Source organism: Burkholderia sp. MSMB1835 (assembly GCF_001526365.1).
Lineage (GTDB): Bacteria > Pseudomonadota > Gammaproteobacteria > Burkholderiales > Burkholderiaceae > Burkholderia.
In genome coordinates this window covers 71845-97166 of record NZ_LOYP01000015.1, presented here as the reverse complement: position 1 = coordinate 97166, position 25322 = coordinate 71845, and the positions used below count along the sequence as shown (strand labels likewise).

The window sequence follows — 25322 nt, the reverse complement described above, 5'->3', positions numbered from 1 at the left end:
TACCGCACATTGCGACGCTCCCGTGACGCGCACATCGCCCGGTATCCCGCGCCGCGCCTGCGAATCCGGAGGGTGAGTGCGCTTTCGAACAGACCGCTCCATTACGCATCCGGATGATGAAGATCGCCGCGCCGCACGGATCGACCGCATCCGCGCGGCGCGGCGTGCCGAAGGCATCACGCGAGGACAGCATCATGGAATGGCATTGTTGTGAATTCGAACATCTGAGCGCCGTCGATCTCTATGCAATCCTGCGCGCGCGCAACGCCGTGCTGGTGGTCGAGGACGCGCACACGCATCTCGACATCGACGGCAAGGACGCGGGCGCGCTGCACGTCTATGCGAGCGTGCGCGACGGCGACGCGATGGAAGTCGCGGCCTACGCGCGCATCCTGCCCGGCGACGACATCGATCCGGACGTCGTGATCGACAAGGTGCTGACGAGCGAAAGCTGCCGCGACGACGACACGCTCGAACGCCTGATCGGGCGCGCGCTCACCGCCGCGCAGGCCGCATGGCCGCAGGCGGCGGTGCGCACGCACGTCCCCGCGCCGCGCCAGGCGTTCTACAAACGGTTCGGATTCCGCAAGGCCTACGGGCCGTATCTCGAACAGGGCGCGCCGTTCGTCGGCATGATACGGTCGGCCGATCGCGCGGCCGGCGCGCTGCGTCACCTGCTGTCGCGAGCCGTTTCGGTCTCGCGCCACGACGACGCGCGCGCCGACGGCCGCGCGCGCACCCTGCTTCCTGCCGATACCGGAGCGAACCGATGACCCGCACCCTTCGTCCGGTTCCCGAACCCGATCTGCCGAGCATCCTGCCGGTGATTCTCGCCGGCGGCTCCGGCACGCGGCTGTGGCCGCTGTCGCGCGAGCAGTATCCGAAACAACTGATCGAGCTGGTATCGAACGAGTCGCCGCTGTCGGCGACGGCGCGCCGCCTGAACGGTATCGCGAACGCATCGCTCGGCGACACGCTGCTGCTCGTATGCGGCGAACAGCATCGCTTCATGAGCGCCGAGCAGGTGCACGGCCGCTCGGCGCCCGCCCGCATCCTGCTGGAACCGGCCGCGCGCAACACCGCGCCCGCGCTGACGCTTGCCGCGCTCGACGCGAGTGCGCTCGCGGACGATCCCGTGCTCGCCGTGATGCCGGCCGATCACGTGATCGTCGATGTCGGCGCGTTTCAGGACGCGATCGCGCGTGCGGCGCGCTATGCGCAGGAAGGCGCGATCGTCACGCTCGGCGTGCTGCCGCGCCGCGCGGAGACGGGCTACGGCTACATCCAGGTCGGCGAGCCGCGTTCGGGCCGCCACGGCAGCCAGGGCGGTTACGCGATCGGGCGTTTCGTCGAAAAACCCGACGCGACGCTCGCCGAACGCTATCTGCAATCGGGCGATTACTGGTGGAACAGCGGGATCTTCGTCACGCGCGCATCGGTCTGGCTGAAGGCGATCGGCGCACTCGCGCCCGACATTCACGCAGCCTGCGAGAGCGCGTGGCGCGCGGGCGTCGCCGACGATCCGTTCTTCAGGATCGATGCGGCGGCCTTCGACGCGTGTCCGTCGGATTCGATCGACTATGCGGTGATGGAGCGCCTCGCGGAACACGGCGAGCTCGGCATCGAAGGCATCGTGGTGCCGCTCTCGGCCGGCTGGTCGGACGTCGGCACGTGGGACGCGATCTGGGAAATCATGCCGAAGGACGATCACGGCAACGTCGCGCGCGGCCCGATCGTGTTCGAGGATACGCAGGACAGCCTCGTGCGCTCGGAAGGCCGCCTCGTCGCGTGCGTCGGGATGAAGGACGTCGTCGTGATCGAGACGGCCGATGCGGTGCTGGTGGCGAACAAGCACGACGTGCAGCGCGTGAAGAACATCGTCGCCCGCCTGAAGACCGACCGGCGCCCGCAGGCGAGCGAGCACCGCAAGGTGCAGCGGCCGTGGGGCCATTACGATTCGATCGATCTCGGCGAGCGTTTCCAGGTGAAGCGGATCGTCGTCGAACCGGGCAGGCGGCTGTCGCTGCAGATGCACTATCACCGCGCCGAGCACTGGATCGTCGTGCGCGGCACCGCGAAGGTGACGCGCGGCGCCGAGACGTTCCTGCTGTGCGAGAACGAATCGACGTACATCGCCGTCGGGGAAGTCCATCGACTCGAGAATCCCGGCCGGATTCCGCTCGAAATCATCGAGGTGCAATCGGGCGACTATCTCGGCGAGGACGACATCGTCCGCTTCGACGATCAGTATGGCCGGGAGACTTGCGTACCGCCGGAATCGGCTACGCGGAAGGCGGCCGTGCTGGCCGCGCCGTCGACGGGCGACGCGTGCTGACCGCACGGGCATGACGCCCGCGCGTCAACGCACGACGATCGCCGTCGACACGACGTTCTGGATGAACGGCTTGCCGACGGCCTTGATGAAGTAGGTGCCCGCCCGGGCGCCCGGCAGCGAAATGCTCGTCGTATCGGCCGGATAGCGGCCGGCCAGCGCAAACGCGCCGCCGCCGAGCTGCTCGTACAGCTCGAGATGGTCGACGGTCTCCGGATGGGTGATCCTGACGGTCAGGCTCGAACCCACGGGCTGCGCGTCGATGGCCGTGCAACTGGCGATGCCGGTTTCGAGCGCGCTGCCCTCCTCGTAGTCGTTCCAGGTGATCAGCTGAACGAACGGCAATTGTCGCCGCACGCTGTAGCGCTCGTTGATGGTCTTGAACGTGTCCAGCCAGGTCCGGCCGCACGACGGCGCAAGAAAGCGCGGCGCCGCGGCGCCCCACGATGCCTTCGTATCGTCGAAGCCGCTCCATACGCCGCCGACCGTGATCGTCCCCGGCGGCTGATTCCGTGCGATGTCGTAGAATCGCTCGCGATACAGCAGGTCGCGCCGTATGCCGGCCGCTTGCGGCGCGGCGCGCGGCGACGGCTGCGCCCACACGTACGCGCCCTTGCTGTACGGAAGATCGAAACCCTGCGCCAACGTGTGAATCCAGTAGATGTCGGGGTACGCGGCGTGAATCCGTGCCCAGTCGGCCTTGCCGACCGCGTCCATCCCGAACTCCGACACGACCGGATGGCCGTCGTAGCGCAGATACTGGCTCGACGTGAAGTATTCGCGGCTGATGTACGCGAGGTTGTGCAGGATCGTCTCGGTCAAGTCGCAGCCGCGGCACGCATTGAACTTGAAGGAGCCGCTGTCGATCATGATCGAGAACGTCATGCCGGGAAACTTCGCCAGCTCGGGCAGCGATGCCTGCCACGCGGTGTCGACGAAATGGCCCGCGCCGTACCAGTCGACGATCACGCCGTCGATGCCTCTCGAACGCATGTCGGCGAAGGTGCGAAATGCCTGGCGGGGATCGTCGGATCGATAGCCGACGTTCACGCCGCGCGGGTCCGGGCCCCACCATGGAAGATAGTGCGCGAGCACCTGCGTCGTGCTGCCCGGGTACAACAACGTGTGCACGTCGATTTTCGATATCGACGTCGTGCCGGCGAGCAGCCCGTTCGACGAGCCCTTGAAATCGGGGCTGCCGGACGTATTGGCCGGCGCGAGCGCCATCACGCGCTCGCCGCCCTGGCAATGACCGTAGACGGCCGACAACGCCAGTGCACCAAGCGCGACCGCCACGATGCGTCGCAATGCCCGCATAACGCTCCTCTTGCTCGAGTATCTCGGCCGCGGGACGAACGCGCGGCCGGGATGGATCCTGGCCGAACCCGGCCCACGTCGACGCATCCGTTGCGCGCCGCTAACCGCCCTGCTGCCCGCCGAGCCCCATCCACGACGCAAGCTGCGCCGCGTAACGCGACGGCGTGTACGCGGAACAATCGTAGTGCCGATCGGCGATGCGCAGGTGACGCCCCAGTTCATCGAACGCGCTCGTCAGGCCGGCCGGCGAATTCCGGTACAGGATCTTGTTGCCGATCTCGCTACCGAACGTCGACAGGCTGCCGATCTCGTGCGCGAGCACCGGCAGCCCCAGCGTGGCAGCCTCGACCAGCACGAGCGGCGCGTTTTCGGCCCAGACCGACGGCAGCACCAGTGCATCGTGCGCGCGCAGTGCATGAAACAGCTCGCCGTGGCCGAGCCGCCCGGCGAAACGCAGCCGGCCGGCCTGAACCAGATCCTGGTGGCGCGTTTCGAGCTGCGCGCGCAGTGTGCCGTCGCCGTACAGCGTCAGACTGCCGATACGGCGGAACGCAATCCGGCGCGCCAGTTCGATGAACTCGTGAATGCCTTTCTCCGCATCGAGCCGCCCCACATAGGCGAGATCGAACTGCTCGCGATCGCATACGCGCGGCGGGAACGGCTCCGCCAGCGTGCTCACCGGATTCGGCAGCAGTGCGGTGCGCGTGATGCCGCGTTGCGCCAGCGCCGTGCGCATGTACGGACTCGGGCACAGGAACAGGTCGAACACGTTGCGCGGATTGCAATACGCGTACACCGCGTGCCAGTGCAGTTTCTTCACCGTGTCGTGCAGCCGCCCGCGCGGGCTCGCCAGCGCGAACAGGCGCGCCGGATTCGACAGCGCATCGACCGGAACCGGCACCGGCTGCCCGTTGCGATAGGCGAGCAGGTTCGGGTTGTAGAACACCAGATGGTAATCGTGACACGTGAGATACGTGCGGAATCCCTGCTCGCGGCGCCGCCGCGCGAGTACCGGCAGGATCGATTGCGTCAGCAGATTGTGATAGTTGTGCACGAGCACGCGATGCGGACGCACGTCATCGAGCAACGTCGCCAGTGCGCCCGCCGCGGCGCGGTTCCAGCCGCGCGCGAACGCGCCTTCGGCCGCCGCGAAATTCGTCTCGTCGAACGAGTACACGTCCACGTCCGGGATATTGCGCAGCACCTCGATGGAGGTCTGGTAGACCTCCTCCGCGCCGCCCTTGCGCGCGTAGTCGTTGACGACGACGACGCGCGTCGCCTCCGCGCGGGAGCCGATCGACGACCACCCGTTCAATTCGGCATCCCGAACGTGCATCGAACCACCCGGTATCGCGGCATGCCGCCGCCATCGTCATGCACCACCGTACTCGTCAGCATCGTCTGCGCTCCGTATCGTCCATTCCATTCGTATCGGCAACGCGGGATCGCCGTTCCAAGCCGTTCCACGCCATTTCATCCGTCCGCGCGCCAGCCGCTCCGCACCGGATCCGGCGTCGCATCGACCGACCGATTGCCGACCGGCAGATCGCCGCCGCGCCGCCGCGATGCGGTCAGGCGATGCGCGAGCCGCACACAGGGCGCCTCGCAATACCGGTAGCTCAGATACGACAACGCAATCAACGGCACGACCGGAACGATCATGTAGACGCCCAGCGGCCATCCGGTCCATCGATAGTGTTCGCACAGCCAGTAGAACCCGAACAGCGGGATCGCGTGAAACAGGTAAATCGAGTAGCTGACCTCGCCGAGCTTCGCCATCGCGCGCGCGCGGACTTTCAATACCGTCGCCATCGCCACGAAGATCGCGACGCCGACCACATAAGCCAGCGACGACGGCAGATGATCGACGTTGTGATGACGCCAGTCGTTGGCCGCGCCGACGAGCGCCACGCCGACGATCATCGCGGTCAGCAGCCCCGCCACGCATCGGTACGTCAGCGCGATGCCGGCGTGTTCGCCCCGCCCCCATCCCACCCGCAGCGTGTCGCGCGGCCGGTCGTAGGCCTGACGAAAACATGCGCCCCAGAACATGATCGCGAGGTGGTACGGCATGGCCTTGTACTGGCCCAGCGTGTCGTCGGGAAAGACGTGCAGCGCGACGGTCGTCACGAACGCCGCGCACAGCCCGATGCACGCGAGCGACAGGTCGCGCATCCGGTGCAGCCCGCCCCACCAGAACAGCACGAGGCAAAGCCCGTAGAAATACAGTTCCGTTTCGAGCGTCCAGTAATGCCCCATGACCGGCTCCTGGCCGAACGCGGTCGGGATCATCGTCACATTGGCGATCAGCAGCGCCGCGCTCACCGGTTTGCCGAACAGCGTCCAGAAGACGACGCAGCCGATCGGAATGGACAACCAGAATGCCGGATACAGCCGCAGGAAACGGCGGATCAGGAAGCGCCGCGTGCCCGCTCCGGCGGGGCCGCGCAAACTGACCGGAATCAGCAGGCCGCTGATGCCGAAAAAGACCACCACGCCGATCCGCCCGAAATTGACGGAGCGCTGCAGCGTGTCGAGCCACTGCTGAGCGCCCGCCAGCGCGACGAACCGCTCGGCATAGTGCGTCCAGATGACGAGCAGGACCGCGACGGCGCGCATCGCATCGATATGGTCCAGACGTCCGGAAGGTTCGGCATGCATCGTCATGGTCGCGTAGAGGTCGGCGGTGTCACCGGAGAACAGACGCGTTACCGTATCACCGCACCGGCGCGGCGACTGTGCGACATGTGACACAGCCCCGCGTCGGTTCGGTCATGCCGGCGACTCCGCGTTGATGATCGTCGCCGCCGTCGCGCGACGCGATTCGAGCCCCTTGACGAATTCGCTGCACAGCCCGACCACCGCGTCGGCGGCATGCGAACCGAACACGCTGTGATCGAGATCGTCGAGTACGACGGCGCGCGCGCCGGCAAATCGCGACAGCCGCTTTCCGCGCGGGCCGAAATACATCGTCACCAGATCGAGGCTGCTGTCGTATGCGCCGCAGACGAACAACGTGCTCACCTCCTTGCGCTGCAGCGCACGCAGGATCTCGTGCGGATCGACCGGGGTCGTGTCCGCGCACGACCAGCCGGCGATCCGGCGTCGCCATGCGCCGATCCGCACGGCCAGCGTCGTCGTCGAGCGCTTCAGCACGAGCCGGACGAACGGCATGATCTTTCGATCGCCGCTCAGCACCTGCTTCCACTTCTTCAGCTCGAAGAACGACGACCGGTAGCCGGCCATCGAATTGGGGCGATGCTCGCGCAGCGCGTCGGTCGAGATGCCGTCGGGCATGTGGAAACGCTGCAGGTTCACCGAGATGACGCCCGACAGCGCGCGTCCCGCCAGCGCCGCACGCAATGCGCTGTATGCGCCCGAGCAGATGCCGAACGATACGACCTGCCGATACCCCTGCTCCTTCAGCCAGTGGGCTGCCGTCGCGACGTCCTCGACGACGGCGCTCGAATAGACCGGCGGGGGCGCATCGAGCGGCGCGCCGCCGCCCTGCGCCGGCGAACTGTCGCCGATGCCGCGTCCGTCGAATCGCAGCGACGCGATGCCGCGGCGCGCGAGCTCGCGGGCGATCCGCACCGACAGCCGGCTGTCGCCGACGTGCGGACTGGCCGACGTGTTCGTGATCAGCACCACCGGCCCCCGGTCGTGCATCTCGTGCGGCGTGCACAGGATGCCGAACAGGCGGCCGGCCGCCCCGAATCGAACCGGCTGCTCGCAGGCTTCCGGCGTGCGCAGCATCAGATCGGGATCCCAGTCCGTTTTCTGCACGGTGCGCGCCGCCGGTCGCTGCGGGCCATCGGCGGCCGCGATCCAGTCGACGACGGCGTCGAACACGCGCGTCGGCAAGCGCGAGAACGTCGTTTCCTGCATGAACGCCGCATAGCCTTCGAACGGCCTTTGCTCGACCTTGCCGCCCAGCGCGTCGAGCCGCTTGCGCAGCGCTTCGGTGCCGCCGGCGCTCATGTCGACGATCAGCGTTTCCGATGCCGGCGCACCCGTGCGGTCCTTCAACGCGTCGATCGCGTCGAAGGCATTGAGCCGCGTACGGAACGCCGCACTGTAGATCTGCCCGAGCACGTTGAGCGGCGCGTCTTGCGGCTGGGCCGCGCGCAGCGGCGCCGGCAACTGGTCGAGCCAGATGTTGCGCATGATCGACAGCTCGCGCACGTAGCTGCGCCCGCTCGCCACCGGCGCCAGCAGCACCAGCCGGTCGACGTCGTCCCGGTCCGCCGCGAGCAACGCGAATGCCGCGCCCAGCCGCAGGCCGCACAGCGTCACGCGGGTCACGCCGGTTTCCTCGCGCAATCGCGCGATGGCCGCGCACACGTCGTCGACGGCCGTTTCGAACTGGTCGTTCGCGCCATCGGCCCCGGCGGAATCGCCGGTGCCGCGGTAATCGAAACGCAGCACAGGTATCCCGCGCGCGGACAGGCGATCCGCCAGATTCCGCATGCCGTCGTGACTCCAGACGGATTCGTGTCCGTACGCGTTGCACAGGACGACGCCCCGCGTCCCGTTGCCCGGATGCAGCCATCCGAACCGTCCGCCAAATATGATCGGTCTCATTTTCTATTAGGTATCGGTGAAGAATGGATACGGCGCCCTTCGGCCCGACTGCTGAATCGATCGGCCGCAGGACGGCAAATCTCCCGCGCCCGGCCTTCCCCTTTCCGGTATCCATGCTGCACATGCAAGGTCCGGAAGCCAGCCGGCCGCGAGCCGTTCGGATTACGCCATCGGGGCCCTCCTCTTCGTTGCGGCGCCCGTCACGACGGGCTGCCTGCCGGCGGCGCGATCAGTTCGCGCCACCGACGATCGAATACCGGCATGCTGAAATGCTGCTCGCAGTACGCGGCGAAGCGCGTAGCCGCCGCCACGACGCGATCCAGATCCGCGGCCGGATCGGCGACGAACCGCTCCAGTCGCGCGTCGCTCATCGCAAGCGCATCGTCGTGAAATCCCAGCCCTTCGAACGCGGCTTCGTTGCCGACCGGCACGCAACCGTACGAAACCGCCTCCAGCACCTTCGATTTGATGCCGCCGCGCAGAAAAGCAGGACACAACGCGATCGAGCACGCGGTGTAGACCTCCGCCTGCGTCGGCGCGAAGCCGGCGAACTCGACGTTCGGCACGGGCGCGTACCGGCCGGCCATGCGCCCGTAGATCACCAGCGGCGTCGCCGGCCGGATACGCGCCCACAGCGCCACCAGGAATTCGATCGCGAGCCGGTTCTGCAACTGCCGGTCCGAACCGATGAAGACGAACCGGAACGGCGCCGCCGGACGCCGCATCGGCGCCAGCGCATGCATCGGCGGCGCGATCACGTGCGTCTTCACGGCCTCGTCGTTCGTGAGGGACCGCCGCAGCGACTGCGCGTCCTCCGTCGATACGAGCGTAACGGCGTGCGACGAGCCGATCGCCGCGCGCTCCTGCCGTCTCAGCGCGAATGCTTCATAGCCGAGGAATGCATTGCGGACCAGCCTCGCGTTGGCGAGCCTGACGAACGGCCCCGGAATCGACTTCTCCAGATACCCGGCCGACAACGGTAAATCCTGCTCGCGCAGGATGTTCGCGCGGCGCGACATGAGATCGTCGAAATCCACGACGATCCGGCAGCCCGGCACGCTGCGCCGCACCAGGATCGCGTAATCGACGAGCCGGATGCCGTCGAAATAGATCACGTCCGGCCTGATCGCCTCGACGGCGCGCAGCAGCGCCGTGCGCTTGCGCGGATGCGAGAACATCGCCACCTGAAGCGCGCACGGCGCGCCGCGCAACACGCTCCATCCGACCCGCACCGCCGCGCCGATCTTCGCGCGCCAGCCGCCGTCCTCGAACACCGAGCGGATCTTGAATTCGGTCACGTCCATGTGGTCGCCGATTGCCTTCCGGATGAAGCTCAGCGTGCGCTCCCGTCCGTTCGATACGTCCTGCGGAATGTCCCGCGTCATCACCATCAGCACCCGGTTTTTCACGAGCGACCTCCCCTGCGATCCGATACCTTCCCGATTCCCTGTCCCGCCGTCCCGCGCCGGCGCGGCGAACCACCGCCTGCACGCCGGCTCATGGCCGCTCCCGGGCGAACGCGAGATTCCCGAGCACCACGCACCAGAACACCACGAGCGATACCGCGATGCCCGTCGAAGGCGCATACATCACCAGCGTGCGCGGCATGACGAACGGCGCGGCGACGATCGCCGCGACGATCAGCACCTGCTTGATCATGATGAGCCGGTAGCGCCGCACGGCCAGGAGCCACGTGCTCAGCCCCGCATCGACGAACGTCGCGATCGCGCAGCCGGTCGCGTAGATCATCACCGGCACGCCCTGCACGAACGCGGGCCCGTAGATCATCAGGAACACCTTGCGGCCGACGACGTAGCTGCCGACCCACGCGACACAGCCGACGAGGCCGAGATAGAGACCGAGCTTCAACGCCTTGGCGCGCACGAGCGACTCGGTCCGTGCCGAAAAGACCATGCTCGGCGCCAGAGCCAGCGCCAGCGTCGTGCCGACCGAATTCCATTGCTCGACCAGCGACGCGGCGGACGCATAGATGCCGAGATCGGCCTTGGACACCAGCACGCCGAGCAGCAGCCGATCCATGCGCAGCACCAGCACGCTGGCCGCAATGGCCGGCCAGATCCGCAGCCCGCGCACGACCAGCGCTTTCGTGACGGCCGCGCTGCCGCGAAACGATTTCGGCGTCTTCAACGCCAGCTCGCGATAGCGGCTGAACGGCGCCGCGGCCGCCACGCAAGCCTCCAGCGGCCATGCGAACGCGGCGACGATCACGCCGAGCGACGCGTGCGCCGCGATGTACAGCCACAGCACCCGCACACAGCTGGCGTACGCCCGCGCCCGCGTGATCACCCACGGCTTCGATTCGGCGTAGGCCATCAGCGAACCGAGCGCGATCGGCTCCACGATCAGCGCAAAGGCCGCGATCAACGTGAGCTCGGATACGCTCGACGGCCGCATGACGATCACCACGACCCCCATGAACAGCAGCATGACGGCCAGCGTCAGCGTGAGCCGCAGGCGGAATGCGCGGTAGACGACCATGTGCCGCAGGCGCGGGTGCTTGCCGAGGATCGGCTGGATCACCTGTGCGCCGAAAATCAGCGCGACGCTGCCGATCACGTAGGCCAGCGACAACGCGAACTGCAGCTCGCCGAACAGCCGCGCGCCGTAGATGTTCGCAAACAGGTGATTGCTCGCGATCGCCGCGAGCGCACCGATGATCTTTTCGCACACCACACCCGCGAACGACGAAAACAGAAGCCTGACGAACGCGTTCAAGATGTCCCCGTCCGCATCGCATCGGCATGCACGCGCCGCGCGTCGACGCAATGCCACCAGATCAGCGCGATCGCCAGATAGAACAGCGTGCGCGCGCCGAACAAGGTCCAGTAATCGCCCTGCTGCATCGCATAGGTCGCGTAGGCGAAGATCTTCGTGGCCAGCCACAGCATCACGACCCCGCCGCGCATCGCGACCAGGATCAGCATCGCGCTCGCCACGCCGTAGATCGCGCCCGTCAGCGCAATGAACAGCGCGCCGCCCGCATAGCCGAACCAGTAGACCGGCACCGCCATGTTGCCCATCGTGAACGTCACGTCGTCGAACACGTAGGCCTTCAGGATCTCGGGCGTGCCGTACGACAGCATCAGGTCGCGCAGCCCGCTCACCGGCGCATCGCTGAAGAATGTCGGCTCGGTGAACGAGCCCAACGAATCGACGAAGCGCCCGAACGCGGCCATGCCCCCGAACGTCGGCGCGCCGAACAGGTGGGCGTCGCCGTCCACCACGTACCACGCCTGCCCCTGTTCGAGAAACCGCGACACCACCGTCTCCGCGACGTCGAGCCCCTGCCCCCGGTACGCGTAGAACACCGACACGCTGCCGATCGCGAGCGCGATGAGCGAGCCGATTCCGAGGTAGCGCATCACCGGCTTGCCGTTCATCGCATGGATCGCGATGAACGGGATCAGGACGGTCAGGCATACGTGCAGCACGGCCATGAACTGTTCGCCGTGCAACGCCTCCAGCACCAGATCGACGACGAGCAGGCACACGGACGTCCAGCGTACGACCCGCGTCGAACTCGTGCAGAAGGTGCCGAGCAGCACCGCGACGAAGGTCTGGTTGTTCAGGAACAGGTTGAACAGCGTGCTGTTCGACGCGTCGTTGCGCAGCGCGTAGCGATTCACGCCGCTCAGCACCGCGAAGCCGCCCGTCAGGCCGGCCAGCACGCCCGTCGCGAGGATCGCGCCGACCAGCCCCAGCCCGAGCGCCACGCTCACCGGCTGAAGCGTCATCCGCGCGCGGATCGGCGGATGGACGGAGCGTGCGTTCAGGATCCGCTCGAACGCGAACAATGCGCACGCGATGAAAACGACATAGAACGACAGCAGCCGGCTGAACGCGCCGTTCGCGACGCCGAAGATGTCCGTTTCCCGCAGGAATCCGCCGGACTCGATCCCCACGCCGGCAACGAACGCGGTCAGTCCGATCACCAGCGTGTACAGGATCGACACGGCGAACACCGGCCGCGCGACGATCAGCGCGATCACGCCCGCAACCGCGACCAGCAACGTGCAGGTCGCGCTCGGTTCCATCGCGCCGAGCGCCGGCAGCATCGCATTGACGCTCAACGCGAGCACGAACAGCGTCGATACGGCCACGCCCGTGAGCGCCGCGGTTCGGCCGTCGGCCGGAATCGTTCGCATCGCCGCCTCTTTCACGCTTGTGCCCGGCCGGCGCGCGGCCGGGCATGCACGGCGCGCGCCAGCGCATCGTGCAGTTGCGCGCTGACCGCGCCGGACGAAAAGCGCCGCGCGTTCGCCCGCCCGGCGCTCACCAGCCCGGCGCGCAGCGACGGGTCGCCGGCGACGCGTTCGATCTGCCGGCCCCATTCGGCGGCATCCATCGTATCGGCGACGGCCACGAACGACTCGCCCATCGTGTAGCGGTACACCGGCAAATCGGACGCGATGACCGGCACGCCGACGAATTGCGCCTCGATCACCGTGCGACCGAAGCCTTCGTGCAACGTCGGCGATACGTACAGATCCGCCGCCTGGAAAAAGTAGCCGAGATCCTCGTCGCCGACGTTCTCGACGAAATGGGCGGCGATGCCCGCCTGCGCGGCAATGTCGCGGCATTCGTCGCGGTTGGCCTGGTTGTGCGCGCTGCCTACCCGCAGCACCATCACGTCCTTGCGTCCGAGCGACGCCAGCGCGCGAAACAGCGTCGCATTGTTCTTGCGCGTTTCGTCCGAGCCGACGTTCAGCACCACCAGCGCGTCGCCGATGTCGATGCCGAAGCGCGCGAGCAGCATCGCGCGCGCCCGTTCGCGCACCGCGGCGTCGATCGGCGCATAGCGGTCGTCGAACGCATTGGGAACGACCTGGATCCGGTCGGCGCGGATGCGCAGCGCCGCCAGCGCTTCCTGCGCGGTCACGTCCGACGGCGCGAGCACCACGTCCGCGGTCGCGATCAGCGACTGCGTCACTCGCATGTACGCATTCTTCAACTGCTCGACGACGCCGCGCACCTGCCCCGGACGCTGCACGTGATGCAGCACGATGCCGACGCGGCCGCCCGCCCGCCGGATCAGCGGAATCATGAAGGCCAGGTCTTCCTGGTACAGCATCACGAAATGTCCGGCGCGCGCCGCCGCGATCGCACGCAGCGGATACAGCACGAACTGCGTCCAGTAGCGCCGGAACGAACGCGGCTCGGCCGGAATGTCGACCGGCTCCACGTCGAATCCCGCCAATGCCGGGATGAAATCGATACATTTGAGGCTGTATCGCATGACACCGTTCCAGCTCACCGGCCGCGGGCCGAGAAACCACACGACCCGCACTGCGGGCGACTCGCGCCGCAGCCCGTCGTTGCCCGCCACCGAATCGCTCATGCGTTGCACCTCCTCGCCCGATTGCATCGACGCCTCCCGAGCGATCACGCGCGCGCCGCGGCGAAGCCGGCGCCGATCCGGCGAACGCCGTGCAACGGCGACGGTTCGAACCCGTTGAACACCAGCCCGTCGATGCGCACACCGATCTTGCGCAGGCTGTCGAGCGCGTCCGCGATGCCGACCGAATTCGCCGAACCCTGGCGCGCCACCAACAGCGTCATGTCGGCCACGCGCGACAAGGCCGCGATATCGGCCACCGGCAGCACGGACGGCGCATCGACGATGACCATGTCGTAGCCGCTGCGCAACGACACGAACAGCTTGTCGAGACGCGCGACGTCGAACGGGTTGCGCGTCGACGCGCGCTGGGTGCCGGCGGACAGCGCATCGAGCTTCCCGGCCACGTGCGTGATCGCCTCGTCGGCCGGCAGCGCGCCCTTGAGTACGTCGGAAAAACCCGGCGTCGCGGCGACCGGCAGATAGCGATGCAGCGCCGGCGCGCGCACGTTGGCATCGACGATCACCGTCTCGAGCCCCTGCTCGGCGAACAGATAGGCGAGGTTGGCGGCAATCATCGACTTGCCCTGCGCGGGCGCGGCGGACGACACCAGCACGACCTTCGCGTCGCCGCCATAGGCCGCCAGCCGGTGTCGCAACGTCAGCGCCAGGCTGTCCATCGCATCGGCCAGCGGCTCGTCGGCCGACTCCTGCGTCGCGATGAAGGCCGGCGTGCGGTTCGCATCCGCATCGGCCAGGCGGCGCGAATTCGGCAGGATGCCGAGCATCGGGATGCCGAGCGCCGCTTCCAGGTCATGCGGATCGCGAATGCGGCCGGCCAGCAGTGCACGGCCCTGCGCCGCGAGAAACCCGAGCATCAGCCCGATCACCGCACCGGCGAGGACCGCGATCAGGCGCTTCGGCCGGATCGGCTTGTCGCTCGCGACCGCCTTGTCGACGATCGACGCGTTGCCGACCGTGCCGGCCTCCGCGATCTGCAACTGCTGCGTATTGTTCAGCAATCCGACATAGAGCTGGTTGTTGACCTCGACGTCGCGCGCGAGACGCAAGTACGTCTGCTGCTGCGACGGCAGGCGCGCGGCCTTGTCCTTCAACATCGCAGCCTGCTTGTCGAGCTCCTTCAGCTTGTTGGCCGCCGCGACGACCTGCGGCTGCCCCGGCACGTATTTCGACAGCAGATCCTGATACTCGAGCCGGGTTTCGAGCCGCGACTTGTCGACGAGCGCCAGTTGCTCGACCAGCAGCCGGATATCGCCCTGCGCGTCGATCGAACCCTGCTGGTTGCGAAACGCGTTCAGCGCCTGCTCGGCCTGTTGCAGCCGGGCCTTGACGATCGGCATCTGCGCGTTGAGGATCTTGAGGCTGCGCTCCGCATCGTCGGCGCGGCGTCTCGCGTTGAAGTTCAGGTAGGCCGCGGCGATCGCATTGAGCATGCGCGCGGCAAAGACGGGATCGGGATCCTCGAAATTCAGTTGCATGATGCCCGACTGGCGCTTCGTCTCGATCACGCCGAGTTTCTTCAGGATCGCGTCGAGACGCACGTCGGTAGCGACGCGCCGCACGCGGAATTGCGCACCGGGGTGCGCGACGATCCGTGCGACGTCCACGCGATAGCCGTCGCTCGCGCTCGGCTCGCCGACCACGCCGCTCAGCACCACCTGGCCGCCGCGGTCCGTCAGCCGGAAGCGGTTGCCGTCGAGATAGTCGAACGTCAGCGCCTTGCCGATCTGCGCGGCCGGCACCTCGAACGTCCTGAACTCCAGACGCTCGCCGCCCCACGCCCACGATGACATCCCGAGCGGCGCGTCGACGAGGCCGTTCGCGTCCTTCGGCAGGAACGAACCGATCAGCCCGCCGACGATCGGAAACCGGTTCTCGACCGACACCTCGGCCTGCGCGGCCGTCGCGTTCATCGCTTCCAGAACGACCGAACGCGAACGGACGATGTCGATTTCGCCGACCACCGCCGAATTCTGGATATCGAGCGCCTTGGAGATCGACGACAGCGACCCCAGTGCGCTGGGCTTGTTCTCCTCGATCTGGATCAACATGTCGGCCGAATACACGGGCGTCGCCGCGATCGCATAGACGATCGCCAGCAGCAGGCAGGCCGCGAACACGGCCGCAAACAGGCGACCGTTGTCGACCACGTTCTCCAGCAAATCGATCGGCGACAACCGCGTCGCATGTCCGGCGGCCTGTTTCGGTTCGTTCTGATGCCCGGTCAATGCAGGTCGGTCCATCTTCATGCTGAACTCCAGAATGGAAGATCCGGCTGGCTTCGCCGCTTTACGCGCGTTGTGATTCACGTTCATGTCATTGAAAATCCGGCTGGAAGCCCTTCGGTGCCGGCCGGAGTGCACTGCGCCGGGAGTCTGGATGCCCCGCGCCTGCCCGATCGGCGCAACGGCCGGCAAGCCGTCGTCGAGTCCTCGTTCGTTTCATCTCGGCATGCAGCCGTCGAGGCTGCGACCCGCTACGCACCCGCCGCGACGACGCCCGCGGATTGCAGCGCCGCACCGATGTCGGACAGCCGCGCGACGACGTCGGCCGCCGGATCGGCTTGCACCGGGCCGGGCCGGTCGCCCACGAACAGGAAACGACGCCCGACGCCGGCGCGCGCACCGGCCTCGAGATCGGACGGCTTGTCGCCGACCAGGATCGACGCCGACAGGTCGAGGTCGAGCTCGCGCCGCGCGTCGTGCAGCATCCCGGGCTGCGGCTTCCGGCATGCACATGCCTGCCGGTAGCGGCCCATCCCGGCCACCGGGTGATGCGGGCAAAAATAGACGCGGTCGATTCTTGCGCCACGCTCGTCGAACCTGCGGCGCATCCAGTCCATGAATGCGGCGAACTGCAACTCCGAAAAATATCCGCGGCCGATCCCGGCCTGATTCGTCACGACGATCACCAGGTAACCGTTCGCATTGGCCAGCCGCACGAGATCGAAGATGCCGTCCACGAACACGCAGTCCTGCTGCCGGTGGACGTAGCCGTAGTCGACATTGATCACGCCGTCGCGATCCAGGAACAGGGCTTTACGCTTCACTGGTTCCGGTCTCCAGCATCGGCGGAATCGCGGTCTGCGCGCGCCGGTAGTCCGCCGGCACGCCGATGTCGATGAACGACGTGACCTCGGGGAATACGCGGATGTCGAGCGCGCCGACCCGTTCGGCCAGGAAATCCTGCTCGAACGAAAATTTCTCCGGCAGCGCGAAGCCGAGCAGCTTGCTCGCGTCGACGACATACGTGCCCGCATTGATGTAGCCCCGTGCCGGCCGCTTCTCGCGGAACGCCGACAGCCTGCGCGACGTCGCATCGAATTCGAGCGTGCCGTAGCGCGACGCATCGTCGACGCACGTGGCCGCCACGACGAGATCGGGGCGCGTCGCATGATGGAACGCCGACAGCGCGCGCAGATCCAGGTCCGACCACGTATCGCCGTTCATCACGATCATGTCGCGCGCGCCGTGAGCCTTCAGCGCGTGAACGATCGCGCCGCCGGTACCGAGCGGCTCGTCTTCCTCGATCACGGAAATCGCGATGCCGAAGTCGCGCGACGTCACGAACGACTTGATCGGGCCGCTGCCGTAACCGAGCGACAGCACGACCTCCGTCACGCCCTGCTGCTGGAGCCCGCGCAGCATCCAGCCCAGAAACGGCTCGCCGTCGATCGACGCGAGCGCCTTCGGCAGGGCGTCGCCCAACACCGGGCGCAGCCGCGTGCCGAGGCCGCCGGCCAGGATCAGGCAGGGCAGCATCGCGTTCATGCGAAGATCCGCTCTTCGACGATGCCGCAAATGATGTGGCCGCATACGAGATGCCCTTCCTGGATCTTCGGGGTCGACGCGGACGGAATCTCGATGCAGATGTCGGCACGCGTGCGCATCTCGGCGGCGCCGGGGCCGTTGCCCGTGAAGCCGACGCAAACCATGCCGGCCGTCCTGGCCACTTCCAGCGCGCGGAGAATGTTCGGCGAACGCCCCGACGTCGAATACGCCCAGAAGACGTCGCCGGGGCGCCCGGTCGCCTGAATCTGACGCTCGAACAGCTTCTCGTAACCGTAGTCGTTGCCGATCGCGGTCATGACCGAGCTGTCCACGGTCAGCGCGAATGCCGCGAGCCCCGGCCGGTCGAAGTTGAAACGACTGACGAATTCGCCGGCGATATGCTGCGCGTCCGCGGCGCTGCCGCCGTTGCCCGCGAGCAGGATCTTGTTGCCTGTCCGCAGCGCTTCCGTCACGCGTTCGGCCACCTGTTCGATCCGCGCCAGTTGCTCACGGTCGGATACGAGCGCCGTCAGCACCGACAGCGTCTGGCGAATTTCGCTCTCCACCCCGATCGTCATTGATTCTTTCTCCACGACTGCGCACCGATGTCGGTGAACGTACAGTTGAGCACCTGGCCGTTGATCCCGTTGTACGCGTCCAGCGCGCGCATCACGGCCGACCGTTCGACCGGATCGACGAAGAACATCATGAAGCCGCCGCCGCCCGCGCCGGATACCTTGCCGGCCTTCGCGCCGGCCCGGACCGCGACCCGGTACAGATCGTCGATCATCGAGTTCGAGATGTTCTTCGCCATCCGCTTCTTCGATTCCCACGCGTCGCGCATCGACGCGGCGAACGCTTCGAAATCGGCGCGCAGCACGGCTTCCTTCATGCGCACGGCTTCGTCCTTGACCTCGTGCAACGCGGCCAGCGAATCGACGACGCCTTCCGTCACGTTGCTGCTCTGTTCCTTGATGATGTTGGCCGACTCGCGCGATACGCCGGTGTAATACAGCACGAGCGACGCCTCCATCTCTGCCTTGATTTCCTGCTTGATCCGCAGCGGATTGACGATCACGCGATCGCCGTAGAACTCCATGAAGTTCAGTCCGCCGAACGTCGCCGCGTATTGATCCTGCTTGCCGCCGGCGAGCCCGAGATCCTCTCGCTCGATGTCGTGCGCGAGGTGCGCGATGTCGTATTCGCCGAGCGGCAGCGACAGCAGTTCGCAGAACGCCCTGACCAGCGCGACGACGATCGTCGACGACGAGCCGAGCCCGGAGCCGGGCGGCGCTTCGGAGCACGTCGTGATCGTGACGGCCAACGGATGGCCGCCGTGGAAATCGCGCACGATCCGGTTGTAGACGCCGACATGCAGCCCGAGCCCCTTCTGCACGTCGAGCACCGGCGACACCGGGCCGATCCAGCGCGTATCCGTATCCGCCGCCACCAGTTCGACCTTCGCGTCGTCGCGCGGCGCGATCGACGCATACGCGAACTTCTCGATCGTGACATTGAGCGCCAGACCGCCGAACCGGTCCGAATAAGGCGGCACGTCGGTTCCGCCGCCGCCCAGACCCAACCGCAAAGGCGCCCTCGAACGGGCAATGAAGCGTGTCATGAAATCTCTCGCAGACAGTGAGTCGGACGCCGGCACGATGCCGTTCGCGCCTCCGCACATTCGGTCGGAAATGCACGACCATGTTCGTTGGCGCCACTATGCGATAGATGTCCGGCACGCTGCGTGCGATGGCTTACATTAAGCCGCCACCGCTCGATCCAGGGCGTTCAACCTGCGTTACGCTCTGTTCGCGATCGGCACGGCGACGTGCGAACCGGCGTCGAAATCGCCGTCACGTCCCAGCCGCGCATGACGACTACCTTGCGTCATTGGCAATGTTTGACAATCGATGCCGGGAGCCGCCTCGCCGTGAACGACGCGCGTGTCGCCGTGCGCCCGAATGCCGTCCGCGCGTGTCGTCACGATGTGCAGAACGAAGCGAAGGCGCGACGGGCACCGTCGCTTCGATCCGGATAACGTAACAATCGATTCAACGATGCTGGACACAAAAATGAAAATCGCTCAACCGCTGGACCCCGTGGCGCCGGGCCACACTCGCACAGCCATGCGCCGCATGTGCATGGCGTTCTCGTTCGCGACCCTCGCGACGCTGTCCGCCTGCACGGTGCCGGGGCAGCACATGAATTCGACCGCGTTGCCGGTCACGACCGCCGAGAACGGCGACGTCACCAGCGACATGCAGGTGCCGGTCAAGCAGATCGATCTGACGCAGATCGAGCAGATGCGCGCCGCACAGAAACGTGCGCCCGGCGCGACCATTGCGCCGAACCTGTTCGCGAAGGCGGACATGTACCGGATCGGCGCCGGCGACGTGCTGCAGATCACGGTGTGGGATCACCCCGAATTCGCGACGGCCGCCGGCCAGCCGGTGCAGAACACGAAGGCCGCGGACGCCGCGCCCGGCTTCGTCGTCGACGGCAACGGCAACGTGCAGTTTCCGTATATCCCGCGGCCGATCCACGCGGTCGGGAAAACCGTCGCGCAGCTCCAGCACGAGGTCAGGACCGAACTCGCCAAGGTGTTCGTGAAGCCGCAGGTCACGGTTCGCGTCGCGTCGTTCCGCGCCACCCAGGTCTACGTCGACGGCGAGGTGCGTAACCCCGGCGCACAGCCGATCAACGACATTCCGATGACGCTGATCGAAGCCGTCAGCCGCGCGGGCGGCTTTGCGCCGACCGCGGATCAGAGCCGCATCACGCTCACCCGCAACGGCACGATCTATCCGCTGAACGTCGCGCAGATGATGAAGACGGGGAAAAACCCGGCGGACATCATGCTGAAGCCCGGCGACATGCTGCATGTGAGCGCGCGCGACGACAACCCCGTGTACGTGATGGGCGAAGTGGTCAGGCCGCAAGCCGTCGCGCCGCTGCGCGACGGTTCGCTCACGCTGAGCGAAGCGCTCACGCAAGCCGGTCAGCTCAACCAGCAAACGTCGAATGCCAAGCAGGTGTTCGTGCTGCGCAAGGCCGCCGACAGCGAACCCGTCATCTATCACCTCGACATGCAGTCGCCGGTGTCGATGCTGCTCGCGAACCAGTTCCCGCTCGCGTCGAAGGACATCGTGTATGTCGACAACACCGGGCTCGTCCGCGCGAGCCGCGTGCTGAACCTGCTGCTGCCGGCGATCAGCGCGGGGTTGACCGGCGCACTCGTGACGAAATAGCCGGTCCGGCCGCACGCGGGGAGCGAGTTCGCATGACGCGCCTCCCCGCGTTCGATGCGCACGCAACGAGTCGACCGCCATCCCGCCGCACTACGCCGCAAAACCGCTTGCTACTCAGTACTTCTTACCCGTCTCATCCCGACGATCGGGAAGGGTGACCGCCTTTCCGACCCGCCGCGCGCCCCTACGAAATAAAGATCGCACGTATCGGTAGAAACACCGATGCTGTAGTCAAACTACATTCATACCATTTGTCGTTGCAGAGAATCGCTACATCCGATTCGACAGTGTCGGGCGGCCAGCGCGTCGCCGCCCGCATTGACCGGTCGAGCCCAACCGGCCGTAACGATTCCCCGCCTGGCCTGGCATGCCGACGCGCAACCCCCCTGCATCGCCAGCCGAATGCGTCCGGTGCGAATCCACCGGGCGCGCGCAGCTCCAGACATCATCCGAACAACCGGCAATACGATCATGGAGAGCAACATGCGGGACACCCTCTGGCCGGCCGTCGTGCTGGCAGCGACCCTCTGCACCACCGCCTACGCCGGCGACGCCGATTTCAATGCGCAGGGCGACGCCACCGACGCGTTCGCATCGGCCGCCGCGCAACGGCGCGCCGACCTGCTCGTGCGCAAGATGACGCTCGACGAGAAACTTCAATTCATTCATTCGCAATACGAAATGTCCAAGGTGCCGGGCGGCGGCGCCGGCTACATCCAGGGCGTGCCGCGACTCGGCATTCCCGATCTGAACATGGTCGATTCGGCGACCGGCTCCGGCAGCACGTCGCAGGCCAGCACGACGTTCCCGGCGACGATCGCGGTCGCCGCGAGCTGGGATCGCCGGCTGTCGTACGACTTCGGCAAGCAGGTCGCGATCCAGTTGCGCGCGCAAGGATTCGGCATGGGCCTCGGCGGCGGCACCAACCTCGCGCGCGAGCCGCGCGGCGGCCGCCTGTTCGAGTATCTCGGCGAGGACCCGCTGCTGGCCGGCGACCTGCTCGCCGAACGCACGCTCGCCACGCAACGACAGAAGGTCATCGCCACGATCAAGCACTACGCGGGCAACGAGCAGGAGCACGGCCGGATGGGCGGCAATACGCAGATCGACGAACGCACGCTGCGCGAGCTGTATCTGTTGCCGTTCGAGATCGCCGCGAAGCGCGGCCGGCCCGGCAGCGTGATGTGCAGCTACAACCGCCTGAACGGCACCTATGCGTGCGAGAACCCGCATCTGCTGAACGACGTGCTGAAGAACGAATGGGGCTTCCAGGGCCAGGTGCAATCCGACTGGGGCGCGACGCACAGCACCGCCGCCGCGATCAACGCCGGACTCGACGAGGAAGAGGACGTCGGGCCGAGCGTCTACCTGACGCCTGCGGCCGTCAAGCAGGCGATCGCGAACGGCTCGGTGTCGACCGCACGCCTCGACGACATGGTGCGCCGCAAGCTCGCCGTGATGATCCGCGTCGGCGTGATGGACGATCCGGCCAAAGGCGGCGGCACGATCGATTTCGCGGCCGGCAACCGGTTCGCGCAGGCGGCCTCCGAGCAATCGATCGTTCTGCTGAAGAACGACGGTAACCAGTTGCCGCTCGTCGCGTCGGCGCTGTCGCGCATCGCCGTGATCGGCGGCCATGCGGATGCGGCCGTGCTGTCCGGTGGCGGTTCCGGCAACACGCGCGATCCCGTATCGGGTTCGTTCGCAGGCTGCGGCGGCCTGACGTTCGGGTCGTCGACCGGCTGCAGCTGGTGGCGCAATCCGTGGCTCAAGGTCGACGTGCCGATCGTCGCCGCAATCCGTGCGTTGGCGCCGGCCGCGCAAGTCACGTATGCGGGCAACAGCGACCAGCAGTCGCCGTTCCGCGCGTACACGCAGCAGGAGATCGACCAGGCCGCGGCGCTCGCGGGCCGCTCGGACGTCGCGATCGTCGTGGTCGCGCAGCCGGCCGGCGAGGATTTCGGCGATCTGCAGAGCCTGAGCCTCGCGAACCCGTCGAACCAGGATGCGCTCGTCGAAGCCGTCGCGCGCGCGAATCCGCATACGATCGTCGTCGTCCAGAGCGGCAACCCGGTGCTGATGCCGTGGAAGGACAACGTGTCGGCCATCGTCGAGGCGTGGTATCCGGGCGAAGCCGGCGGCAAGGCGATCGCGAACGTGCTGTTCGGTGCGGTCAACCCTTCCGGCAAGCTGCCCGTGACGTTCCCGGCGCGCGATCAGGATTCGCCGACGTGGGGGCAAAACGGCACGTTCCAGACCGACCCGGTGTACGCGGAAAAGCTGAACATGGGCTACCGCTGGTATGACGCGCGCAACATCAAGCCGATGTTCGAGTTCGGCTACGGCCTGTCGTATACGCACTTCGCGTATTCGGGTCTGTCGGTGTCGAAGCAATGGGACGGCTCGCTGAGCGTTGCGTTTACCGTGCGCAACGACGGACGCGTTGCCGGCGCGGAGACGCCGCAGGTCTATCTCGGCGTGCCGTACAAGGACGAGCCGCCGAAGCGGCTGGTCGGCTGGGAAAAGATCCGGCTGAATCCGGGCGAAGCGCGGCGTGTGCGTGTGACGGTATCGCCGCGGATGCAGAGCGTGTGGGATACGTCGCGCAACGGCTGGCGCGTCGTCCCGGGCGGGACCGTGTATGTCGGTGCGTCGTCGCGCGATATCCGCTTGCAAGGCCACTGACCGGGCAACGATGAAGCGACCGGGAGCGCCATGCATCGCACGCGCGGCGCTCCCGTATCAATCGTCACCATGCTGGAGTTCGCTCACCTGAGCAACAGCGCCAGCACCGTCGCCAGCGCCGCAATCGCGGCGATCCCCACCACCACCCCCGCCAGATGCGCGGCAATCACCACGCCGGCCGGCAATCGCGACGCGATGCCGGCCATCACGCGCCGCCCGCTTCCAGCGTGTCGAGCAACGGCTTCGCCAGATGCAGGACCTGGTACACCGTGCCCGCGCCGCCGTCGTCCGGTTCGCGTTCCGTCACGAGCGCACGCGTCAGCCGCCAGCGCAGCGGATCGACACTGACGGTCGCCGCAACCACGCCCTGCCGAGCCGCCGCGTCGCGATTGCGTGCGATCTCCCGCGCCAGCGTCGCGTCGAGATCGGCGTCCGCCGGAATCTCGATCGTTTCCAGACGCGCGAAACGTCCCGTCGACGCACTGCCCTTGCGCGCGTCGAGCGCAACCTGCGTGTCGATCGGCGCGCGGCCGAAGCTGTCCGTCACGACCCGAAAGCGGCCGTCCGTCACGAACCGCGCGAACGCCTGTTCGTTGCGCCACAGGTAAAACGACGCATAGCCGTTTTCCGTCGCGCCGTGACGACCGGCTTCGCGCAGCAGGAAGCCCTTGAACAGCAGGTCCGGCGTGTCGTCCCACAGCCGGCCGCGCTCGCGCACGCGATTGCGGATGATGTCGAGGTCGTAGTCCGCCGGCAGGCGGTGCACGTAGTACGCGGTCAGCATGATCGACTCCTGGCGAAAGAAACGGTGGGGATTCCGGACGACATGACGGCAGCGTAGAAGACCTTGAATCATTTGAAAACACGATGGCAGAATATTTCAATGATTCGATTCTGCAATGAATGAGGGTGCGATGAAAACGCTCGACATCGAAGCCGTGCAGGCGTTCGTGCTGACCGCCGATCTCAAGAGCTTCACGCGGGCTGCGGAAGCGCTGGACACGACGCAGTCCGCGGTGAGCCTGAAGATCAAGCGGCTGGAAGACGGGCTCGGCCGCCGACTGCTGGAACGCACGCCGCGGCAGGTTCGCCTGTCGGCCGACGGCACCGCGTTCCTGGAACCGGCGCGCGAACTGGTGGCCGCTCACCACGGCGCGATCAGCGCATTCGGCACGAGCCAGCGACGGCTGGTGATCGGCGTCAGCCACCATGTCGTCGGCGCCGATCTCCCGATGCTGCTGCGGCGGATGAGCGAAGCGGAACCGGCGCTCGTGCTGGAGATCCGCGTCGCCGCGTCGCGCGACGTACTCGATGCGTTCGATCGCGGCCAGCTCGATGCGGCCGTCGCGCTGCAGCACGACAGCCGGCGGCTCGACGGCGAAACCATCCTGTCGGAGTCGTTCGGCTGGATGGCGGCGGCCGATTTCGAGCACCATCCGCCGCAACCGCTGCGGCTCGCCACGCAGGCCGAACCATGCAGCGTGCGCCGCATGGCGGTCGACGCGCTGGACGAAGCCGGTGTCGCATGGACGGAAGTCTTCGTCGGCGGCGGCGTGGCGACGATCGGCGCGGCGGTATCCGCGGGGCTTGCCGTCGCGGCGCTCGGGCATCGCGTCGCGCCCGCCGGCACCGTCGACGTGGGTACGCGGTACGGGCTGCCGCCGCTGCCCGCGCGCGAGGTGGTGCTCCACTCGAATTTGACCGATGCACGAGCCAGGCAGGCACTGCGCACGCTGGGCGCGGCGCTACGGTCGTCGGTTGGCGTGCGTTGATGCCGCGCGCGGGTTCGACGAACCGGCTTGAACCCCTCGCAGGAAAGCGACATGCATGCGTCGGACGAACCAGTAAACGAACGTGACTCCGCGCTTGCGTCCTTGATCGAGCAGGCGACGGCGGCGAGTCGTCGTTGCGGGATATTGCCGCCGTCGGACCGCATGGCGCGACGCTTTCAACCCTTCGAGGAGCGACCCGCTCGACGCTGGGCACAATTGCTCGACGCGTTTCGTACC

General features: G+C 67.0%; 20 protein-coding genes. 5 read left to right on the top strand and 15 right to left on the bottom strand.

Annotated elements, in window-relative coordinates:
* The first annotated feature begins 194 nt into the window (after positions 1 to 194).
* A complete protein-coding gene (locus tag WS96_RS06980; protein WP_059831652.1) occupies positions 195 to 773 on the top strand; it encodes a hypothetical protein in 579 nt (192 codons plus the stop codon).
* Positions 770 to 2335, top strand: a complete 1566-nt coding sequence (locus WS96_RS06975; RefSeq protein ID WP_059831455.1) for a mannose-1-phosphate guanylyltransferase/mannose-6-phosphate isomerase — start codon at positions 770 to 772, stop codon at positions 2333 to 2335. The genes WS96_RS06980 and WS96_RS06975 overlap by 4 nt, the downstream gene beginning before the upstream one ends.
* A gap of 24 nt (positions 2336 to 2359) precedes the next feature.
* On the opposite strand, the gene WS96_RS06970 is transcribed toward WS96_RS06975, so the two are convergent.
* The 13 genes from WS96_RS06970 to WS96_RS06910 all read right to left on the bottom strand — a co-directional run bounded on the left by WS96_RS06970 (position 2360) and on the right by WS96_RS06910 (position 19001).
* The gene (locus tag WS96_RS06970) at positions 2360 to 3649 is read right to left on the bottom strand and encodes a hypothetical protein (protein ID WP_059831453.1); all 1290 of its coding nucleotides are present in this window, start codon (positions 3647 to 3649) and stop codon (positions 2360 to 2362) included.
* A 100-nt stretch (positions 3650 to 3749) separates the two neighbouring features.
* On the bottom strand, positions 3750 to 4964 hold the full coding sequence (locus WS96_RS06965; protein ID WP_082720207.1) for a glycosyltransferase: 1215 nt from the start codon (positions 4962 to 4964) through the stop codon (positions 3750 to 3752).
* Between the two features lie 158 nt (positions 4965 to 5122).
* Entirely contained in the window at positions 5123 to 6316 is a 1194-nt protein-coding gene (locus WS96_RS06960; RefSeq protein WP_059831451.1) for an acyltransferase family protein, read from the bottom strand.
* Positions 6317 to 6421: 105 nt separating this feature from the next.
* Entirely contained in the window at positions 6422 to 8233 is a 1812-nt protein-coding gene (locus WS96_RS06955) for an alpha/beta hydrolase (protein WP_082720206.1), read from the bottom strand.
* Between the two features lie 200 nt (positions 8234 to 8433).
* On the bottom strand, positions 8434 to 9642 hold the full coding sequence (locus tag WS96_RS06950; protein ID WP_179949918.1) for a glycosyltransferase: 1209 nt from the start codon (positions 9640 to 9642) through the stop codon (positions 8434 to 8436).
* Between the two features lie 88 nt (positions 9643 to 9730).
* Entirely contained in the window at positions 9731 to 10969 is a 1239-nt protein-coding gene (locus tag WS96_RS06945; protein ID WP_059831447.1) for a hypothetical protein, read from the bottom strand.
* The gene (locus tag WS96_RS06940) at positions 10966 to 12399 is read right to left on the bottom strand and encodes a DUF6418 domain-containing protein (RefSeq protein WP_059831445.1); all 1434 of its coding nucleotides are present in this window, start codon (positions 12397 to 12399) and stop codon (positions 10966 to 10968) included. Before WS96_RS06940 ends, WS96_RS06945 begins: the two co-directional genes overlap by 4 nt.
* An 11-nt stretch (positions 12400 to 12410) precedes the next feature.
* Complete coding sequence (locus WS96_RS06935; protein ID WP_179949917.1) at positions 12411 to 13592, bottom strand: glycosyltransferase; 1182 nt, start codon at positions 13590 to 13592, stop codon at positions 12411 to 12413.
* Between the two features lie 44 nt (positions 13593 to 13636).
* Entirely contained in the window at positions 13637 to 15859 is a 2223-nt protein-coding gene (locus tag WS96_RS06930; protein WP_257127953.1) for a GNVR domain-containing protein, read from the bottom strand.
* A gap of 227 nt (positions 15860 to 16086) precedes the next feature.
* On the bottom strand, positions 16087 to 16659 hold the full coding sequence (gene gmhB / locus WS96_RS06925; protein ID WP_059831440.1) for a D-glycero-beta-D-manno-heptose 1,7-bisphosphate 7-phosphatase: 573 nt from the start codon (positions 16657 to 16659) through the stop codon (positions 16087 to 16089).
* The gene (locus WS96_RS06920; RefSeq protein WP_257127952.1) at positions 16649 to 17380 is read right to left on the bottom strand and encodes a nucleotidyltransferase family protein; all 732 of its coding nucleotides are present in this window, start codon (positions 17378 to 17380) and stop codon (positions 16649 to 16651) included. The genes gmhB and WS96_RS06920 overlap by 11 nt, the downstream gene beginning before the upstream one ends.
* Positions 17377 to 17958 (bottom strand): D-sedoheptulose 7-phosphate isomerase, encoded by a 582-nt coding sequence (locus WS96_RS06915; protein WP_059783715.1) that lies wholly within the window; start codon positions 17956 to 17958, stop codon positions 17377 to 17379. The genes WS96_RS06920 and WS96_RS06915 overlap by 4 nt, the downstream gene beginning before the upstream one ends.
* Positions 17955 to 19001: a GHMP family kinase ATP-binding protein gene (locus WS96_RS06910; protein ID WP_034206207.1), complete on the bottom strand. Its 1047-nt coding sequence runs from the start codon at positions 18999 to 19001 to the stop codon at positions 17955 to 17957. The genes WS96_RS06915 and WS96_RS06910 overlap by 4 nt, the downstream gene beginning before the upstream one ends.
* 451 nt (positions 19002 to 19452) lie before the next feature.
* Between WS96_RS06910 and WS96_RS06905 the strand changes: the two genes are divergently transcribed.
* Together WS96_RS06905 and WS96_RS06900 are read left to right on the top strand one after the other, a co-directional pair.
* Positions 19453 to 20628, top strand: a complete 1176-nt coding sequence (locus tag WS96_RS06905; RefSeq protein WP_059831436.1) for a polysaccharide biosynthesis/export family protein — start codon at positions 19453 to 19455, stop codon at positions 20626 to 20628.
* Between the two features lie 483 nt (positions 20629 to 21111).
* Entirely contained in the window at positions 21112 to 23313 is a 2202-nt protein-coding gene (locus tag WS96_RS06900; RefSeq protein WP_059831649.1) for a glycoside hydrolase family 3 C-terminal domain-containing protein, read from the top strand.
* Positions 23314 to 23396: 83 nt separating this feature from the next.
* Here the strand turns inward: WS96_RS06900 and WS96_RS34420 are convergent, their stop codons facing one another.
* Positions 23397 to 23522: a hypothetical protein gene (locus WS96_RS34420; protein ID WP_256980673.1), complete on the bottom strand. Its 126-nt coding sequence runs from the start codon at positions 23520 to 23522 to the stop codon at positions 23397 to 23399.
* Complete coding sequence (locus WS96_RS06895; protein ID WP_034206209.1) at positions 23519 to 24097, bottom strand: DUF4865 family protein; 579 nt, start codon at positions 24095 to 24097, stop codon at positions 23519 to 23521. The genes WS96_RS34420 and WS96_RS06895 overlap by 4 nt, the downstream gene beginning before the upstream one ends.
* 130 nt (positions 24098 to 24227) lie before the next feature.
* Between WS96_RS06895 and WS96_RS06890 the strand changes: the two genes are divergently transcribed.
* Positions 24228 to 25085: a LysR family transcriptional regulator gene (locus WS96_RS06890; protein WP_059831432.1), complete on the top strand. Its 858-nt coding sequence runs from the start codon at positions 24228 to 24230 to the stop codon at positions 25083 to 25085.
* Positions 25086 to 25322: the final 237 nt, after the last annotated feature.

Excerpts from the sequence above, each read along its gene's own strand:
- WS96_RS06935 (WP_179949917.1), bottom strand. The coding sequence starts at position 13,592 with ATGAGCGATTCGGTGGCGGGCAACGACGGGCTGCGGCGCGAGTCGCCC.
- WS96_RS06955 (WP_082720206.1), bottom strand. The coding sequence starts at position 8,233 with ATGAGACCGATCATATTTGGCGGACGGTTCGGATGGCTGCATCCGGGC.
- WS96_RS06975 (WP_059831455.1), top strand. The coding sequence starts at position 770 with ATGACCCGCACCCTTCGTCCGGTTCCCGAACCCGATCTGCCGAGCATC.
- WS96_RS06920 (WP_257127952.1), bottom strand. The coding sequence starts at position 17,380 with ATGAACGCGATGCTGCCCTGCCTGATCCTGGCCGGCGGCCTCGGCACG.
- WS96_RS06970 (WP_059831453.1), bottom strand. The coding sequence starts at position 3,649 with ATGCGGGCATTGCGACGCATCGTGGCGGTCGCGCTTGGTGCACTGGCG.
- WS96_RS06910 (WP_034206207.1), bottom strand. The coding sequence starts at position 19,001 with ATGACACGCTTCATTGCCCGTTCGAGGGCGCCTTTGCGGTTGGGTCTG.
- WS96_RS06895 (WP_034206209.1), bottom strand. The coding sequence starts at position 24,097 with ATGCTGACCGCGTACTACGTGCACCGCCTGCCGGCGGACTACGACCTC.
- WS96_RS06905 (WP_059831436.1), top strand. The coding sequence starts at position 19,453 with ATGAAAATCGCTCAACCGCTGGACCCCGTGGCGCCGGGCCACACTCGC.
- WS96_RS06930 (WP_257127953.1), bottom strand. The coding sequence starts at position 15,859 with ATGAAGATGGACCGACCTGCATTGACCGGGCATCAGAACGAACCGAAA.
- WS96_RS06940 (WP_059831445.1), bottom strand. The coding sequence starts at position 12,399 with ATGCGAACGATTCCGGCCGACGGCCGAACCGCGGCGCTCACGGGCGTG.
- WS96_RS06915 (WP_059783715.1), bottom strand. The coding sequence starts at position 17,958 with ATGACGATCGGGGTGGAGAGCGAAATTCGCCAGACGCTGTCGGTGCTG.
- WS96_RS06890 (WP_059831432.1), top strand. The coding sequence starts at position 24,228 with ATGAAAACGCTCGACATCGAAGCCGTGCAGGCGTTCGTGCTGACCGCC.
- WS96_RS06980 (WP_059831652.1), top strand. The coding sequence starts at position 195 with ATGGAATGGCATTGTTGTGAATTCGAACATCTGAGCGCCGTCGATCTC.
- WS96_RS06960 (WP_059831451.1), bottom strand. The coding sequence starts at position 6,316 with ATGACGATGCATGCCGAACCTTCCGGACGTCTGGACCATATCGATGCG.
- WS96_RS06900 (WP_059831649.1), top strand. The coding sequence starts at position 21,112 with ATGCGGGACACCCTCTGGCCGGCCGTCGTGCTGGCAGCGACCCTCTGC.